The organism is Zavarzinia marina (assembly GCF_021568905.1).
GTDB lineage: Bacteria > Pseudomonadota > Alphaproteobacteria > Zavarziniales > Zavarziniaceae > Zavarzinia > Zavarzinia marina.
Genome location: NZ_JAKGSB010000001.1, coordinates 1,201,258 through 1,217,711 on the forward strand (window position 1 = coordinate 1,201,258; position 16,454 = coordinate 1,217,711).

At 66.8% G+C, this 16,454-nt stretch carries 14 protein-coding genes; 5 read left to right on the forward strand and 9 right to left on the reverse strand.

The annotated features are described in order from the left end of the window. The first annotated feature begins 7 nt into the window (after positions 1 to 7). Together L2U69_RS05790 and L2U69_RS05795 are read left to right on the forward strand one after the other, a co-directional pair. Complete coding sequence (locus L2U69_RS05790) at positions 8 to 715, forward strand: Crp/Fnr family transcriptional regulator (RefSeq protein ID WP_236105690.1); 708 nt, start codon at positions 8 to 10, stop codon at positions 713 to 715. A 25-nt stretch (positions 716 to 740) separates the two neighbouring features. Further along, positions 741 to 2,564, forward strand: a complete 1,824-nt coding sequence (locus L2U69_RS05795; RefSeq protein ID WP_236105692.1) for a TRAFs-binding domain-containing protein — start codon at positions 741 to 743, stop codon at positions 2,562 to 2,564. Positions 2,565 to 2,667: 103 nt separating this feature from the next. On the opposite strand, the gene L2U69_RS05800 is transcribed toward L2U69_RS05795, so the two are convergent. From L2U69_RS05800 to L2U69_RS05825, 6 genes are all read right to left on the reverse strand, one after another. Continuing rightward, positions 2,668 to 3,282 (reverse strand): hypothetical protein, encoded by a 615-nt coding sequence (locus L2U69_RS05800; protein WP_236105695.1) that lies wholly within the window; start codon positions 3,280 to 3,282, stop codon positions 2,668 to 2,670. Between the two features lie 66 nt (positions 3,283 to 3,348). Then, positions 3,349 to 4,329: a branched-chain amino acid ABC transporter permease gene (locus L2U69_RS05805; protein ID WP_236105697.1), complete on the reverse strand. Its 981-nt coding sequence runs from the start codon at positions 4,327 to 4,329 to the stop codon at positions 3,349 to 3,351. A gap of 2 nt (positions 4,330 to 4,331) precedes the next feature. Next, positions 4,332 to 5,219: a branched-chain amino acid ABC transporter permease gene (locus L2U69_RS05810; RefSeq protein WP_236105699.1), complete on the reverse strand. Its 888-nt coding sequence runs from the start codon at positions 5,217 to 5,219 to the stop codon at positions 4,332 to 4,334. Positions 5,220 to 5,256: 37 nt separating this feature from the next. Beyond that, on the reverse strand, positions 5,257 to 6,465 hold the full coding sequence (locus tag L2U69_RS05815) for an ABC transporter substrate-binding protein (RefSeq protein ID WP_236105700.1): 1,209 nt from the start codon (positions 6,463 to 6,465) through the stop codon (positions 5,257 to 5,259). 55 nt (positions 6,466 to 6,520) lie between these two features. Beyond that, positions 6,521 to 7,255: an ABC transporter ATP-binding protein gene (locus L2U69_RS05820; RefSeq protein ID WP_236105701.1), complete on the reverse strand. Its 735-nt coding sequence runs from the start codon at positions 7,253 to 7,255 to the stop codon at positions 6,521 to 6,523. Next, on the reverse strand, positions 7,248 to 8,027 hold the full coding sequence (locus L2U69_RS05825) for an ABC transporter ATP-binding protein (protein WP_236105702.1): 780 nt from the start codon (positions 8,025 to 8,027) through the stop codon (positions 7,248 to 7,250). The genes L2U69_RS05820 and L2U69_RS05825 overlap by 8 nt, the downstream gene beginning before the upstream one ends. A 229-nt stretch (positions 8,028 to 8,256) precedes the next feature. Here L2U69_RS05825 and L2U69_RS05830 point away from each other — a divergent pair, with 229 nt between their 5' ends. Continuing rightward, on the forward strand, positions 8,257 to 8,919 hold the full coding sequence (locus L2U69_RS05830; protein WP_236105703.1) for a response regulator: 663 nt from the start codon (positions 8,257 to 8,259) through the stop codon (positions 8,917 to 8,919). A gap of 159 nt (positions 8,920 to 9,078) precedes the next feature. On the opposite strand, the gene L2U69_RS05835 is transcribed toward L2U69_RS05830, so the two are convergent. From L2U69_RS05835 to L2U69_RS05845, 3 genes are all read right to left on the reverse strand, one after another. Continuing rightward, positions 9,079 to 12,498 carry an ATP-binding protein gene (locus L2U69_RS05835; protein WP_236105704.1) on the reverse strand — a complete coding sequence of 1,140 codons (3,420 nt, stop codon included), beginning with the start codon at positions 12,496 to 12,498 and terminating at the stop codon, positions 9,079 to 9,081. A gap of 170 nt (positions 12,499 to 12,668) precedes the next feature. Beyond that, on the reverse strand, positions 12,669 to 13,367 hold the full coding sequence (locus L2U69_RS05840; protein WP_236105705.1) for a hypothetical protein: 699 nt from the start codon (positions 13,365 to 13,367) through the stop codon (positions 12,669 to 12,671). 20 nt (positions 13,368 to 13,387) lie between these two features. Then, entirely contained in the window at positions 13,388 to 14,095 is a 708-nt protein-coding gene (locus L2U69_RS05845; RefSeq protein WP_236105707.1) for a hypothetical protein, read from the reverse strand. Between the two features lie 304 nt (positions 14,096 to 14,399). Here L2U69_RS05845 and L2U69_RS05850 point away from each other — a divergent pair, with 304 nt between their 5' ends. Together L2U69_RS05850 and L2U69_RS05855 are read left to right on the forward strand one after the other, a co-directional pair. After that, a complete protein-coding gene (locus L2U69_RS05850) occupies positions 14,400 to 16,055 on the forward strand; it encodes an MFS transporter (RefSeq protein ID WP_236105709.1) in 1,656 nt (551 codons plus the stop codon). 122 nt (positions 16,056 to 16,177) lie between these two features. After that, positions 16,178 to 16,454: acetyl-coenzyme A synthetase N-terminal domain-containing protein (locus L2U69_RS05855; protein WP_329605366.1), on the forward strand; the 277-nt coding region annotated here is incomplete at its 3' end.

Genomic DNA, 16,454 nt, shown 5'->3' on the forward strand with positions numbered 1-16,454 from the left:
GGGGGACATGAACGACGACGATCGCGCCGCACGCCGCGCCCTGCTCACCCGTCACTTCCTGCTGCGCGACGTCGCCGAGAGCGTGCTGGACGATCTGATCTCCTTCTCGACCACCCGGCGCTATCTCGACGACGAGGTGATCTTCGCCAAGGGCGACGACGGCAACGGCCTCTACGGCATCCTCGAAGGCCAGGTGCGCATTTTCGCGGGCGACGCCGAGGGACGCGAGATCACCCTGAACATCCTCGACACCGGCGAATTGTTCGGCGAGATCGCGCTGATCGACGGCAAGTCGCGCTCGGCCGATGCCGCCGCCATCGGCAAGACCACCCTGTTCCACATTCCGCGCCGCCATTTCCTGCCCTATCTGCATCAGAGCCCGGATTTCTGCGTGAGCCTGCTGGAGATCATCTGCGCGCGCGTGCGCTGGACGTCGAGCGTGATCGAGGACCGTGCCTTCCTGGGTCTCGAGGCGCGGCTCGCCAAATGGCTGCTGCTGCTGGCCGAGGGATCGGGCGGCAGCACCGAGGGCGACGAGATGCGCCTGCGCCTGAAACTGTCCCAGCGCGAATTGGGCGCCCTGGTCGGCACCTCGCGCGAGGCGGTGAACAAGCAGTTCGCGCTGTGGCGCGACGAAGGCCTGATCAGCACCGACAAGGGCGTCCTGACCCTGCATTATCCCGACCAGTTCCGTGCCCTGGCCGAACTGGACTGAAGCGAGAAGAAAAGAGTCCCGTCCCATGTCAGAGGTGATCGAAGAGGTTCTGCGCAAGGTCGTTGCCGCCCGCAAGCGGGGCGAATTGTTCGAAGCCTTCGATCTCGCCCGCGCCGCCATCGAGGAACACGGCGGCGATCACCGCCTCGCCTATGAGGCGGTGCTGTGCCTGGCGCGCGCCGGCGCCAGCGAGCTGGCTCACATGCGCTACGGGGAATTCGGCCTCAGCCCCGATCTCGGGCTCGACTACGCGACCTTGCTCGGCCGGATCGAGAAGGACGAGGCACTGGCCCTGTCCGGCGAAGCGCGGCGCGAAAAGCTGCATCAGGCGGCGGAAGCCTATCGCGCCGCCTATGACCGCTATCCCGACTACTACCCGGCGATCAACGCGGCGACGCTCTATCTGCTGTCGGGCGACGAAGCGGGCGCCCGCACTTTCGCCGGCCGCGCCAAGGCCCATCTCGACGACGTGCTGGCCCGGGGCAAGCCGAATTTCTGGGACCTCGCCACCGAGGCGGAGGCGGCATTGATCCTGGGCGACACGGCGGCGGCGGCGAAGGCGATCCGGGATGCCATGACCCTGCCTGACCTCGATGTGACGGCCGTCGCTTCCACGCGGCGCCAATTGCGCTTGGTTGTCGCCGAAAAAGGACAAGACCCCGCCCTGCTGGATCCCATGACGCCGCCGACGGTCGCTCATTTCACCGGCCACCGCCTCACCCCCTGGGGCAGGCCCGGCCGATTTCCCGCCGCCATGGAGGCGGAGGTCGCGGACCTGATCCGCGCCGCGGTGGCGCGCCACGGCATCAAGGCCGGCTATGGCTCGCTGGCGTCGGGCGCCGACATCCTCTTCGCCGAGGCGATCCTGGCGGCGGGCGGCGAGGTTCATGTCGTGCTGCCCTTCGCCTTCGACGATTTCGTGCGCATCTCGGTCGCGGACTCCGGCCCCGGATGGGTGGAACGCTTCGAGACGCTGATCCATGACCCCCGCGTCAAGGTCTCGCTCGCCACTTTCGATCCCTTCCTCGGCGACGACGAGATCTTCGGCTATGCCGCGCGCTATGCCATGGGTCTCGCGGTGATCCGGGCCGAGATGCTGGGCGGTCCCGCCGTGCAGCTCGCGGTCTGGGACGGCGTCTCCGGCGAAGGGCCGGCCGGCACGGCGGCGGACGTCGCCTTCTGGCGCGGCGCCCTGCAGCGCGACTGCGAGGTGATCTGGCCCGGCGGCACCGCGACCGCCGAAACCGCCGTCGGTCAGCGCGCAAGCAGGGCCGATGCCGAGCCCTATGCGGCGCCGGCGGGCGACGGCCGGCCCCACCGGGTGCTGCGCGCCCTCCTCTTCTGCGACGTCAAGGGTTTCTCGAAGCTGAACGACGTGACCATCCCGGTCTTCTTCAAGGAAGTGATGGGCAGCCTGGCGCGGGCGACCAAGCGCCACCAGGATTCGATCCTGCTGAAGAACACCTGGGGCGATGCCATCCACACGATCATGTCCGACGCCCCCTCGGCGGCGGCACTCGCCCTCGACCTCCAGGAAGAGATGAACCGCATCGACCTCGCCGCCCTCGGCCTGCCCGACGGGCTGGCGCTTCGGGTCGGCGGCCATGTCGGGCCGATCTATTCGAGTTGGGACAATGTCCTCGAGGAAGAGACCTTCTTCGGCGCCCAGGTGACGCGCTGCGCCCGGATCGAGCCCATCGCCTTCACCGGCAAGGTCTTCGTCTCGGAAGCCTTCGCCGCCGAGTTGGCCCTGACCTCGACCGATTTCAGTGCCGAATACGTCGGCACCATCCCGACCGCCAAGCAGTTCGGCCGCATGCCCATGTATCTGCTGCGCAGGCGGGCTTAATCTTCTGTCAGACATCCGTCGTCCCGGCGCGGCCGGGACCTCGATCAGGAAAGGCCGCCCTTGCGGCAAAAGATCCCGGCCTGCGCCGGGATGACGAGCAAGGTTACTTTCCCTTGCCCGCCATGAAGGCTTCGAGCCGGCGGAGTTCGGTCAGGAATGCCTCTTCCGCCCGCTTGGCCGGCCAGGGTTCGAGCGTCCTGTCCAGCGGCGGCTCCAACATGCCGAAAGTGGCGGGGTCGCGGGCTTCGGCCGGGGTCAGGCCGACCAGTTGCACCGCCTCGGTCGCGGCCAGCGCCTTGTCGGCCTTCTTGATCCGCCGGGTCATTTCCGCCGGCAGGGGAAACGGCAGGCCGTAGCGGGTGTGGACGGCACGCTGCACGCCGTCCTCCAGCCGCCGCCAGGCGGGGCCGAGGAAGGGCTTCAGGGGCGTGATCACGTCCATGCCGAGAAGCCCCTCGCAGGCGTCGTGCAGCAGGGTCGCGAGTTCGAGCTTCAGGGAGAGGCGCGAGGCCGGCGTGGCGCGCCGCACCTCGGCCAATACGTCGAGGGAATGCTGGGCCACCGAATAGGCGAATTCGCCCCGCGTCGCGCCGTTCCAGCGCGCCACCCGCGACAGGCCGAGGGCGATGTCCGTGTCCTCGAAATCGAAGGCGGCGGGATTGGCGAGGTCCAGGCGGCGCCCCGAGAGGAAACGCTGCCAGACGCGGGATTCGTTCATCGGGGGCACCGGTGCTCTGGAAACGCCCGTCTTACGCCGAAGACGGGCGTCCCGCAACCGGGGCGCTCAGTGCTTGCGCCGGCCCAGGAAGGCGTTGAATTCGCCGACGATGCCGCGCCGGAACACCAGCACGCAGACGACGAAGATGACGCCGATCACCGTCGTCACCGGCAGGCCCGAGGTGGCGAGGAAATTCTCCAGCGAAACCACCAGGGTGGCGCCCACCGCCGGTCCGACCAATGTGCCGACGCCGCCGAGCAGCGTCATCAGAATGACTTCGCCCGACATCTGCCACTGCACGTCGGTCAGCGAGGCGAGCTGGACCGTGAGCGCCTTGGTGCCGCCGGCGACCCCGGTCAGCGCCGCCGAGAGCGTGAAGGCGATCAGCTTGAAGCGGTCGACGTTGTAGCCGAGCGAGATGGCGCGCGGCTCGTTCTCGCGGATCGACTTGAGGACCGCGCCGAAGGGCGAATTCACCACCCGCCAGATGAAGGCGAAGCAGATCAGGAACACGGCGACGACGAAGTAATACATCACCAGTGGCTCGTCGAGGCTGATCAGGCCGAAGAGTTCGCCGCGCGGCACGCCCTGCAGGCCGTCCTCGCCGCCGGTGATGCCCGTCACCTGCAGGGCCAGGAAGAACACCATCTGCGACAGCGCGAGGGTGATCATGGCGAAATAGATGCCCTGCCGCCGGATCGCCACCCAGCCGAAGACGAAGCCGAAGACGCCGCCGACGAGCCCGCCGAAGAGGATCGAGAGTTCGGGCGTCAGGCCGAAGAATTTGGCCGAATAGCCGGTGGCATAGGCCGCCGCCCCGAAGAAGGCGGCATGCCCGAACGACAGCAGGCCGACGAAGCCGAGCACCAGATTGAAGGCGCAGGCGAAAAGCGCGAAGCACAGTGCCTTCATGACGAAGGCGGGATAGAGCACATAGGGCGCCGCCAGCAGGGCGACGATCAGGATCGCGCCGATGATCAGGCTGGCCCGGCCGGAGAAGCGGCCGGTGACGGTGCCCGAAGGCGTGGTCGAATATTTGACGGACATGATCAGCGCTCCCGTCCGAAGAGGCCCGCGGGGCGCAGCAGAAGCACCACCACCATGATCACGAAGACGACGATGTTGGCGGCTTCGGGCATGAAGACCTTGGTCAGGCCCTCGAGGAGGCCGAGCAGATAGCCCGAGACCACGGCCCCGAAGATGGAACCCATGCCGCCGATCACGACGACCGCGAAGACGACGATGATGAGGTTGGAGCCCATCAGCGGATTGACCGAATAGATCGGCGCCGCCATCACCCCGGCCAGACCGGCGAGCGCGACGCCGAAGCCGTAGGTCAGGGTGATCATCACCGGCACGTTGATGCCGAAGGACTGCACCAGGCGCGGGTTCTCGGTCGCCGCCCGCAGGTAGGAGCCGAGGCGCGTCTTCTCGATCGCGTACCAGGTGGCCGCGCAGACGGCGATCGACAGCACCACGACCCAGCCCCGGTAATAGGGCAGGAACATGAAGCCGAGATTGGTGCCGCCCTTGAACAGGTCCGGCGTCGTGTAGGACTGGCCGGAAACACCGTAGAAGTGCTTGAAGATGCCTTCGAGGATCAGGGCGAGCCCGAAGGTGAAGAGCAGACCGTAGAGATGGTCGAGCTTGTAGAGCCGCTGCAGCATCGTCTTCTCGATGACGATGCCGACGGCGCCGACGGCGACGGGACTGAGCACCAGCGCCCACCAATAGCCCAGCCCCAGATATTGGAGCAGGAACCAGGCCACGAACGCCCCCAGCATGTAGAGGGCGCCGTGGGCGAAGTTGATCACATTGAGCATGCCGAAGATCACGGCGAGCCCCAGGCTGAGCAAGGCATAGAAGGAGCCGTTGATCAGACCCAGCAGAAGCTGGCCGAACAGGGCCTGCGGCGGAATGCCGATCAGTTCAAACATGGCAACGATCCCGTCGTCGTCGGTTCACCGGACCCAATTATTCGACGAGCGCGCAGCCCGATTCCTTCGGATCCTGGAAGGCCTCGGCGCCCGGCACGGTGCGGACCAGCTTGTAGACGTCCCACTCGCCCGTCGATTCCTCGGGCTTCTTCACTTCCATGAGATACATGTCGTGAATCATGCGGCCGTTGGCGGCGATCGTGCCGTCGTGGACCACGGCGTCCTTCACCGGCATCTCCTTCATCTTGGCGGCGACCGTCGCCCCGTCGTCGGTGCCCGCCGCCTCGACCGCCTTCAGATAGTGGAGGGTGCTGGAATAGACCGAGGCCTGCACCATGGTCGGCATCCGGCCCACCTTCTCGTTGAAGCGTTCCGCGAAGGCGCGGGTCTCGTCGTCCATGTTCCAGTAGAAGCCGGTGGTGACGTTCAGGCCCTGGCCGAGTTCGAGACCGATCGAATGGATGTCGCTGAGGAAGGCGAGCAGCGCGACCAGCTTCTGGCCGCCGGCGACGATGCCGAATTCCGACGCCTGCTTCACCGAATTGATGGTGTCCTGGCCGGCATTGGCGAAGCCGATCACCTTGGCGCCCGAAGCCTGGGCCTGCAGCAGATAGGACGACAGGTCGGCCGAGGGGAACGGGTGGCGCACGGTGCCCACCAGGGTGGCGCCCTTCTCGGCGATCACCGAGGCGGCATCGGCTTCGAGGCTGTGGCCGAAGGCGTAGTCCGCCGTGATGATGTACCAGCTGTCGCCGCCCTCGGCGATGACGGCGGGCGAGGTCACATGGGCCAGCGAATAGGTGTCGTAGATCCAGTGGAAGCCGGTCGCGGTGCATTCCTTCTGGGTCAGGCGCACGGTGGCGGCGCCCGAATTGATCGTCACCACGCCCTTCTCGCCGCCGATGCCCTGCACGGCGAGGCCGACCGAGGAGGTGACGAGATCGACGATGACGTCGGCGCCCTGGGCGTCGATCCATTCGCGGGCGATGGTCGAGGCGATGTCGGGCTTGTTCTGGTGGTCGGCCGAGAGGATTTCGATCGGCTTGCCGAGAACGGTGCCGCCGTAGTCGGCGACGGCCATTTCGGCGGCGGCGATCGAACCCTTGCCGGCGATGTCGGCATAGACGCCCGACAGATCGGTGAGCACGCCGACGACGACCTTGTCGCCGGACAGGCCTTCGGCCATTGCGGTGCCGGTGATCAGGGCGGAAGCCGCGACGCCGGCGAGAAGAGCCTTCTTGAACATTCTACAGTCTCCCCAGGGTAGTCGGGGCCGGCGGCCCCATTTGTTATCTGTTGAATTACACGCCGAGATAGGTGACGAGCCGTTCGCGGTCCGCCGCCAGTTCCGCCGCCGTCAGGTGGTCGACGACGTGGCCGTCCTCCATCACGTAGAAACGGTCGGCGATGGTCGAAACGAAGTGGATCGACTGCTCGACCAGGATCATGGTCAGGCCGCCTTCCTTCAGGCGGCGCACGGCCTGGCCGATCTGCTGCACGATGACCGGGGCGAGCCCTTCGGTCGGCTCGTCCAGAAGGATGAAGTCGGCGCCGGTGCGCAGGATCCGCCCGATCGCCAGCATCTGCTGCTCGCCGCCCGACAGTTTGGTGCCGGGGCTGTAGAGCCGTTCCTTCAGATTGGGGAACAGGGCGAAGATGTCGGCCACCGACATGCCGCCCGCCTTGATCATGGGCGGCAGCATCAGGTTTTCCTGCACGTTCAGGCTGGCGAAGATGCCCCGTTCCTCGGGCACGTAACCAAGGCCGAGGCGGGCAATCCGATGCGGCTGCAGGTTCGCGGTCTCGCTGCCGTCGAAGCGGATCGAGCCGGTGCGCCGGCCGACGAGGCCCATGATCGAGCGCAGCGTCGAGGTCTTGCCCGCGCCGTTCCGGCCGAGAAGGGCGACCACCTCGCCCCGGCGGACCTCGATGTCGACGCCGTGCAGCACGTGGCTTTCGCCGTAATAGGCATCGAGCCCCGCGATCTGAAGGCGGGTTTCGGCGGCGGGCGCCATCTGCATCGCGGCGTCAGCCATGGCCGGTCCCCATATAGGCTTCGATCACGTCGGGATTGTTCGAGACGACGTCATAGGGCCCTTCCGCCAGGATCTGGCCGCGCTGCAGCACGGTGATCGTGTCGGACAGGCCGGAGACGACGGACATGTTGTGTTCCACCATCAGGATCGTGCGGCCTTCGCGCACGCGGCGGATCAGGTCGATGATACGTCCGACATCCTCGTGCCCCATGCCCTGGGTCGGTTCGTCCAGCAGCATCAGGTCGGGATCGAGGGCGAGCGTGGTCGCGATCTCCAGGGCGCGCTTGCGGCCATAGGAGAGTTCCACCGCCGGCGTGTGCAGGAAGGGCCCGAGGCCGACGTCCTCGACCAGTTGCTTCGCGCGCTCGTCCAGGTAATCCATCTCGCGCACGGAACGCCAGAAATGGAACACCTTGGGGCTCGGCGCCTGCAACGCCACCCGCACGTTCTCGAGCACGGTCAGATGGGGAAACACCGCCGAGATCTGGAACGAGCGCACCACGCCCATGCGGGCGATTTCCGCCGGCTTGGCGCGGGTGATGTCGCGGCCGTTGAAGCGGACATGGCCGGTGGTCGGCTGCAGGAACTTGGTCAGCAGATTGAAGACGGTGGTCTTGCCGGCACCGTTCGGTCCGATCAAGGCATGGATGCTGCCGCGCTGAACCTTGAGATTCACGTCGTTGACGGCGACGAAACCACGAAATTCCTTGGTCAAGCCCTCGGTTTCGAGAACCAGATCGCTCAAGAGAGCCCCCCACCTGTTCTGGCGCATCGGCACCGCCAGTCTGGGGCGATCAAATCCGTGCGCCGGTTTCCTCCGTTCGGCCGGCATTTTCACTGCCGTTGGAAACCGTTTACCGGCATCGTCGTTGTGGGCCAGCCCCTACTTAAGTCTAATGGTTCAGTTTCTTGCTGTCGGCCATCGGGAATCGACAGACGGTGATTGCACCGCACGGCCGATGCCCGCTAGGGTCCAGGGGAGGGAACGAAAGATTACAAGAATGGATGCTGCGGAAAGTGGCTGGACGGTCGTCGTCGCCGACGATCATCCCCTGGTGCGGGACGCGATGCGCCACGCCCTGACCCAGAGCCTGAAGGGAGTCGAGGTTCACGACGCCTCCAGCCTCGACGAGGCGAAGCAGATCGTCGACGGGCTGGGCACGGTCGATCTCGTCATTCTCGATCTCAACATGCCGGGCATGGACGGTTTCACCGGCCTTGCCGCGCTGCGCGCCGCGCACCCGCTGGTGCCGGTCGCCATGGTCTCCGCCACCACGGACGAGACGGTGATGCGCCGCGCCATCGAATTCGGCGCCTCGGGCTTCATCCCGAAATCCGCGCCGCTGGAGACCATCGGCGAAGCGATCGGACATATCCTCGAGGGACAGGTCTGGCTGCCGCCCACCGCCGCCGAGGGGGCGAATGGCGCGGGCTCCAGCCGCCAGGACATCGAGCGCCGCCTCGGCGAACTGACGCCGCAGCAGCTCAAGGTGCTGTCGATGATGTCCCAGGGCCTTCTCAACAAGCAGATCGCCTTCGAGCTCAGCGTCGGCGAGGCGACGGTGAAGGCCCATGTCACGGCGATCCTGAAGAAGCTGAACGTCCACAGCCGCACCCAGGCCGTGATCGCCGCCCGCCTCCTCGACTTCAGGACGGTGGACTGAGGGGCCCGTCACCCTCATCCCCTTTCGTTCCTTCCTGTTCGTCACCCCCGGCGAAGGCTGGGGTCTTCCCCAGGCGGACGCGCCTTTCTCGTCGCGCGATCCCGGCCTTCGCCGGGATGACGCCACGGGACGGGGTGACGCAGTGGGAGAAGGCCGCGATCAGCTCGCCGCCGCCAGCCCCAGATCCTTCCGCAGGTGATCGAGATAGGCACGGAGCGCCGCTGGCTTCACCGGCTTCGGCAGAAGCTCGACCTGATGGCGCTTGGCTTCCTGGCGCAGGCGCGGCTCGCGGTCGGCGGTGATCAGGGCGGCCGGCAAGAGGCGCCCGGCCTGCTGGCGAAGCGCGGTGATGGCGGCGAGGCCGTTGCTGCTGCCGCCCAGGTGATAGTCGACCAGGATGACGTCCGGCCCGCGCCCCATGTCCCGCATCGCCGCCTTGGCGCCTTCGACCGAATCCGCCAACACGACATCGCAGGCCCATCCCTTCAGGAGGGCCTGGATCGCCTCGCGGATCGCCGCCTCGTCGTCGATCGCGAGAACCGAGAGACGGATCGGATTCGCCTCCACCGGGGCCGGCAGGCCGGTTTCGGCCCGGCGCGGCGCCGGCGCCTCGGTCAGGGGCGCGCTGACCGAGAAGACGGAGCCGTGGCCGACGGTGGAGCGGACGCCGATCGGATGTTCGAGGATGCGGCAGATGCGCTCGACGATGGCGAGGCCGAGGCCGAGCCCCTTCACCCCCTGCTCGTCCGCCTTGGCGCCCAGGCGGACGAATTCGCCGAAGATCGTATCCTGATGGGCGGGATCGATGCCGGGGCCGCTGTCCCAGACCTCGATCACCGCGCGCTCGCCCTGCCGCCGCGCGCCGATCAGCACCCGGCAGCGCGGCCGCGACGGATCGCTGTAGCGGATGGCGTTGGAGAGATAGTTCTGGATCACCCGGCGCAAGAGTTGCGGATCGGAACGGACCGCGAGGCTGGAGGGCACCACCACCAGTTCGACGCCCCGCTTCGCCGCCAGGGGCGCCAGGGTCGAGGCGATGCCGTCCATCAGCGGGCCGAGGGCGACGGGCTGCCAGTCCGGCGTCATCACCCCCTGGTCGAGGCGCGAGATGTCGAGCAATGCGTCGAGCAGCACCTCGACGGCGGCGAGGCCCTGGTCGACCTTGGCCACCAGCGGCTCGCCGGGGTGCCGGTCGCCGAGCGCCGTCGCGAAGAGACGCGCCGCGTGCAGGGGCTGCAGCAGGTCGTGGCTGGCGGCGGCGAGGAAGCGGGTCTTGCCCAGGTTCGCCTCCTCCGCCGCGGTGCGCGCCTGATGCAGTTCGGCGATGACGCGGGTCAGGTCGGCCGTCCGTTCCTCGACCCTTCGTTCCAGGCTCTCGTTGGCGGTTTTCAGGGCAGCTTCGGCAATGTGGCGTTCGGTGACGTCGGTCACCATGATCGAGAAGCCGCCGCCCGGCATGGGATCGAAGCGCAATTCCATGCGGGCGCCGTCCGGCCGCTCCACCTGGCGCACGGTGGTCATGCCGCCGGCGGGCATGGCGAGCGCGGTGCCGAGGGACCGCAGGCGCCCGACCACGCCGAGTTCGCTGTTGGTGGTGCCGACACGCGCCTGGTCACGCGGCACCCACAGCATGTCGAAGAAGCGCTCGTTCCAGGTCACCAGCCGGCGCTCGCGGTCGAACACGGCGATGCCCTGGCTGACGTGATCGAGGGTGGTGCGCAGCAGCGAGAAATTCTGGCGGATGGCCTCCGACGCCTCGCCCAGCACAGCGCGCATCGCCCGCCCCGACAGGCGCGAGCCCTGGCGCGCCGAGGCCAGCACCACCCGCGCCGAGGCGGCGCCGATCACGCCCGACAGCAGGCGCTCGGTGAAGGCGGCGACATTGACGCCGGTGCGCTCGATCCCGGCATAGGCCTGTTCCGCCTGGTCGACACCGATGAAGCGCGCCGAGAGATTCTTCAGTTCGTCGACGGAAAGCGCGGCGCCGGCGCGCTGCACGGTTTCGGCGTCCAGTTCGACCTTGGGCGCGACGAAGGCGTCGGCCTGGTCCCGGTCCCGCTTGTGCGGGGCCGAGAACAGGGAGACGGCGACCAGCAGCGCCAGATTGACCGACAGGCTGACCAGCACGCCCTGGGTCAGGGCATCGAGATCCGCCACGGTCTCGGGCACATAGGGGGCGAGCGGCGCCTCCGCGCCCCCCAGGATCGAGGGCAGGAACAGGGCATAGAGCCAGACCGCGCTGCCGCCCAAAAGGCCGGCGACGGCACCGTTTCGATGCGCGCCGCGCCAGAACAGGCCGACGATCAGGGCAGGCGCGAATTGCGCGACGGCGGCAAAGGAGATGAGACCGATCGAGACCAGGGACATCTGGCCGACCAGGGAGCGTTCGTAGAGGTAGCCGAGCAGCAGCACCACGACCACGGCGATGCGCCGCGTGACGATGACCACCCGCCCGCTGTCGTGCCGCTCGAGCCGGCGCCAGCGCAGCAGGAAGGGCATGGCGATCTCGTTCGAGGCCATGATCGACAGCGCCAGGCAGGCGACGATGACCATGCTGGTCGCCGCCGACAGGCCGCCGATGAAGACGAAGGTGGACAGCGCCTCGGCACCGCTGCCCATCGGGACCGAGATCACGAACATGTCGGGATCGAAGCCGGCCGGGGTCGCGACGAGGCCGGCGACGGCGATCGGCACCACGAACAGGTTGATCACGACGAGATAGAGGGGGAACAGCCAGCGCGCCGTCGCCAGGTGACTGCCCGGGCCGTGCTCGATCACCGCGACATGGAACTGGCGCGGCAGGCAGAGGAAGCCGACGCCCGAGAGCACCGTCAGGGTGAACCAGTTCAGGCCGACGTCGGGAGCCCGGAAGCGGGCGAGCTCGGGATCGGTGGAGATGCGCTCGACAACACCGCCGAGGCCGCCGAAGACCTCGTAGGAGACATAGAGCCCGACCGCGACGAAGGCGGCGAGTTTCACCAGGCTCTCGAAGGCGATCGCCAGCATCATGCCGCGATGCTGTTCCGTCGCCTGGGCGCGGCGGATGCCGAACAGCATGGTGAAGACCGCCATCATCACGGCGACGATCAGCGCCGTGTCGCGCCAGGCATCGAAGCCGGAGACGGAGACCGTGCCGGAGACGCCGACGGCGGCGTCGAAACTGTCGGAGACCGCCTTCAGCTGCAGCGCGATATAGGGCAGCACGCCGACGATGGCGACGATGGCGACGATGGCCGAGACGGCCCGGCTCTTGCCGTAGCGCGAGCCGATGAAATCGGCGATCGAGGTGATGTTCTGATTGCGCGCGATCAGCACCATGCGCGCCAGCAGCCTGTGGCCGAGGACCATGACCAGGATCGGGCCGACGAAGATCAGGATGAAGTCCCAGCCGGCCGCCGCAGCGCGGCCGACGCTGCCGTAGAAGGTCCAGGACGTGCAATAGATCGCCAGCGACAGGGCGTAGATCAGGTGCTGCGAGGTCGCCGCGCGCCGGGGCCGCCAGTCGCCGACATAGGCGATGGCGAAAAGGCTGCCGATATAGGCCAGCGACATCAGCAGGATAGCCCAGTCCTGCAGCATTGAACGTTTTCCTCCGGTTCTGACTCGGTCCGCACGTCACCGGCGGGCGGAAATGCCCTCGCGGTGGCCGCGGCCTTCACGCCTCTTCCGGGCGTCGGCACGCCTCTGCCGGGGCGACGAACCGGAAAGCCGGGTCGCCGTCCCCCGGTCGGGAGGGACCGGGCGGGAGCCTATTTGCAGCGGTAGATCCGGCGCCCGCCGCCGACCGTCTCCGCCACGACCCGCTCCCTGTTCACGGTCAGCCTGAATCTCTCTTTCCCGTCCGGCTCTTCCAGCGTCAAGCACGATTTTGAACGTTTCACGACATCGCGCAATATCTTCAACATGGCCGGGGTCTTGTCGAAGTGCCAGAGCTTCGGCTCGTCCGCCGCGAATTCGATCGGCAGACGGCTCCTGTTCGGATTGAACTGGCGCAGGATGGCGAGGTCGGCGGTGCTGATCTCGAGCCCCGGCAGATCGGCGATCGCCTCGTCCACGATGGACGATATCTCGCCGTCCGGATCCACGACGAAGACGACGTCATGGGCGACGACGCCGTCGGTCGCCGAGAACGGCTTCACGAAGATCGTGAAGACGAGAAGGAGCGCCATCCCGCCGCCGGCCTTCAGGCCGAGGTCGAAGGCCTCGGACTTGATCGTCACCATGCCGCCGACCACCCAGACGCCCGCGACGGCGACGATCAGGGCGAAGACGAGATCGGCGACGACATCCAGTCTCGCGCCGGTCACGAAATGGTCGGCCAGGACGATCAGCACCAGGACGCCCAGCAACCAGGCGGTTGCGCGCAGGCCCTTCTTCGTTCCTTCCGAAAACCCGTGCCGCGGCGGCAGGTAGTGGATCGGATCGTCGCCGCCGTCACCCTCGGCCATGGCTCGCCTCCTTCCCGTGATCAGAATTTCTCGAAGAACGCGGCGGGGCAGCGCACGCCGGCCGGCAGGAAATCGACGAGAACATAGGCGTCGCTCCGGCCGAACTGGAAGCAGCCGTCACCGAAGCGGGCGATGCGGCCATCGCCGACGTCCCTGTTCTCGACCACCTCCTCGCGGAACAGGCTTTCGTTCACCGTATGCTCGTTCGCGAACCTCAGGGCAAAGCCGATCTCCGGCGCGCCGAAATCGGCGATCATGGCGTCCGCGACGCGCCAGTTGAACAGGTCCCGAGGGATCACCTCGCGGCCCGCCCACAGTTTTTCCATCACCGCGGGGTCCGCCTGCCGGCCGATCCGGTCGAACTGGGCGACGACGTCGTCCTCGGTCAGGAAATCGATATCCCTGGTGATCTCGGCGATCTGCGGGATCTTGCCGCCGAGCCCGGCGTATCGCGACATGTCGACGGGATCGCCCGCGACGCTGCTACCGTCGATGCCGGGCCATTGCCCGAGAAAGCCCATATAGGTCGAATTCGCGCCGCTCTCCTTGAGGGTGCATTGCCCTTCCTTCCAGACCTTGGCGCATAGATCGGTAGTGACCGCGTCGGCATTGCCGATCTCGGGCCTGCAGTCGCAGTTTCCGGCGCCGGCGGGGCGAGGCCCCGAAAGACAGGCCAGCGCCGCGACCACAGCCAAAGCGGGAATGCAGCCCCGAAATTCCTTCATCATCGCCATACCCCCGCACCCCATCGCGCCTCATGGTTGTTCAAAGCCTCTCACAACAAGGCCGGGTTCACAAGGCGGGGTTCGGCGGCGGTGCGCGGCGCGGCCGAGCCAATTCTTGCCGCGGGACCGCGAATTCTTTCGCAACGCACCTAATACCAAAGTCAAAGCGCGAATCCGGCCATTTCGACCTTGGTCGGGCTTAAAAAAGCGGGCTCGTCGGATACCACTGATACGACCGGAAAAAGTCGGGACGGGAGACCCGGCACAGCGGAGGCAACAGCGGCGGAGATCGCCCAGGGAGGTTACAATGGTCAGCGTTTCTGCGAGCGCGGCGAACGGCCGTGCCGACATCAGGGAAAAGCGGAAGGTGGTGTTCGCCTCTTCGCTGGGCACCGTCTTCGAGTGGTACGATTTCTACCTCTACGGTTCGCTCGCGGCCGTGATCTCGAAGCAGTTCTTCTCGGCCGTCAATCCGACCGCCGCCTTCATCTTCGCCCTGATGGCCTTCGCCGCCGGCTTCGCGGTGCGCCCCTTCGGCGCCTTGGTGTTCGGCCGGCTGGGCGATCTCGTCGGGCGCAAATACACCTTCCTCATCACCATCCTGATGATGGGTGCCTCGACCTTCGTCGTCGGCATCCTGCCGTCCTATGCCTCGATCGGCATCGCGGCGCCGATCATCCTCGTCGCCCTGCGCCTCCTGCAGGGTCTCGCCCTCGGCGGCGAATACGGCGGCGCCGCGACCTATGTCGCGGAACATGCGCCGAACGACAAGCGCGGCCTCTATACCTCGTGGATCCAGACCACGGCGACCATCGGCCTGTTCCTGTCGCTGCTGGTGATCCTCGGCGTCCGCCTGTCCATGTCGACCGAAGCCTTCGAGGACTGGGGCTGGCGCATTCCCTTCCTGGTCTCGATCGTCCTGCTGGGCATTTCGGTCTGGATCCGCATGCAGCTGAACGAATCCCCGGCCTTCCAGAAGATGAAGGAAGAGGGCACCCGCTCGAAGGCCCCGATCACCGAGAGCTTCGGCCAGTGGCGGAACCTGAAGATCGTCCTCATCGCCCTCTTCGGCCTGACCGCCGGCCAGGCCGTGGTCTGGTACACCGGCCAGTTCTACGCCCTGTTCTTCCTGACCCAGACATTGAAGATCGATGCCCAGACCGCGAATCTGCTGATCGCCGGCTCGCTGCTGGTCGGCACGCCGTTCTTCGTCTTCTTCGGCTGGCTCTCGGACAAGATCGGCCGCAAGCCGATCATCATGGCCGGCTGCCTGATTGCGGCGCTGACCTATTTCCCGATCTTCAAGGCCATGACCCATTACGGCAATCCGGCCCTGGAGCAGGCGGTGAATTCGGCCCCCGTGGTGGTGGTCGCCGATCCCGCGGAATGCACCTTCCAGTTCAATCCGGTCGGCACGTCCAAGTTCACCTCGACCTGCGACATCGCCAAATCCGCCCTGGTGAAGCGCGGCACGCCCTATGAGAACGAGGCCGCCCCGGCCGGCACGCCCGCGCAGATCAAGGTCGGCGACATCGTGATCGCGTCCTACAACGGCCTGGCGGCGGATGCCGCCGAACAGGGCACCGCCTTCAACGCCGCCCTGAGCCAGACCCTGGACGATGCCGGCTACCCGGCGAAGGCCCAGCCGTCCGAGATCAACTATGTGATGCTCCTGGTTCTTCTGTTCATCCTGGTGCTCTTCGTCACCATGGTCTACGGCCCGATCGCGGCCCTGCTGGTCGAAATGTTCCCGACCCGCATCCGCTATACCTCGATGTCGCTGCCCTACCACATCGGCAACGGCTGGTTCGGCGGCTTCCTGCCGACCACCGCCTTCGCCATCGTGGCCGCCACCGGCAACATCTACGACGGTCTCTGGTATCCGATCATCATCGCCGCCGGCACCTTCGTCATCGGCATGCTGTTCGTCAGGGAAACCAAGGGTCACTCGATCATCGACTGACCCGGCAAATACGAGGGTGGCGGTGAAGACCGCCACCCTTTTTCTTTGGACCCGACCGGCTGTGTAACGCCGCAGGACTTCCCTTCCCTTCGTCCTCCCGCCCCCATAGACGGAGACACCTCATGTCCGCGAACCCCAAGCCCGACACCCTGAACGAACTCCTCTACCCCGTGCCGTCGGGCTTTGCGTCGAGAGCGAAGGTGACGGCATCGGATTACGCGTCGGGTTACCGGCGCTCGATCGAGGATCCGGTGGGGTTCTGGTACGAGGCGGGGCGACGCCTCGACTGGATGACGCCCTATACGCTGGACGGCGTGAAGGACGTCTCCTTCGGGCCCGGGGACGTCCACATCCGCTGGTTCCACGACGGCAGGCTGAACGTCGCCGCCAACTGCCTCG

Coding starts and splice junctions, on each gene's coding strand:
- L2U69_RS05835 (WP_236105704.1), bottom strand. CDS start 12,498: ATGCTGCAGGACTGGGCTATCCTGCTGATGTCGCTGGCCTATATCGGC.
- L2U69_RS05840 (WP_236105705.1), bottom strand. CDS start 13,367: ATGGCCGAGGGTGACGGCGGCGACGATCCGATCCACTACCTGCCGCCG.
- L2U69_RS05850 (WP_236105709.1), top strand. CDS start 14,400: ATGGTCAGCGTTTCTGCGAGCGCGGCGAACGGCCGTGCCGACATCAGG.
- L2U69_RS05845 (WP_236105707.1), bottom strand. CDS start 14,095: ATGATGAAGGAATTTCGGGGCTGCATTCCCGCTTTGGCTGTGGTCGCG.
- L2U69_RS05810 (WP_236105699.1), bottom strand. CDS start 5,219: ATGTTTGAACTGATCGGCATTCCGCCGCAGGCCCTGTTCGGCCAGCTT.
- L2U69_RS05790 (WP_236105690.1), top strand. CDS start 8: ATGAACGACGACGATCGCGCCGCACGCCGCGCCCTGCTCACCCGTCAC.
- L2U69_RS05795 (WP_236105692.1), top strand. CDS start 741: ATGTCAGAGGTGATCGAAGAGGTTCTGCGCAAGGTCGTTGCCGCCCGC.
- L2U69_RS05805 (WP_236105697.1), bottom strand. CDS start 4,329: ATGTCCGTCAAATATTCGACCACGCCTTCGGGCACCGTCACCGGCCGC.
- L2U69_RS05825 (WP_236105702.1), bottom strand. CDS start 8,027: ATGCGCCAGAACAGGTGGGGGGCTCTCTTGAGCGATCTGGTTCTCGAA.
- L2U69_RS05800 (WP_236105695.1), bottom strand. CDS start 3,282: ATGAACGAATCCCGCGTCTGGCAGCGTTTCCTCTCGGGGCGCCGCCTG.
- L2U69_RS05815 (WP_236105700.1), bottom strand. CDS start 6,465: ATGTTCAAGAAGGCTCTTCTCGCCGGCGTCGCGGCTTCCGCCCTGATC.
- L2U69_RS05820 (WP_236105701.1), bottom strand. CDS start 7,255: ATGGCTGACGCCGCGATGCAGATGGCGCCCGCCGCCGAAACCCGCCTT.
- L2U69_RS05830 (WP_236105703.1), top strand. CDS start 8,257: ATGGATGCTGCGGAAAGTGGCTGGACGGTCGTCGTCGCCGACGATCAT.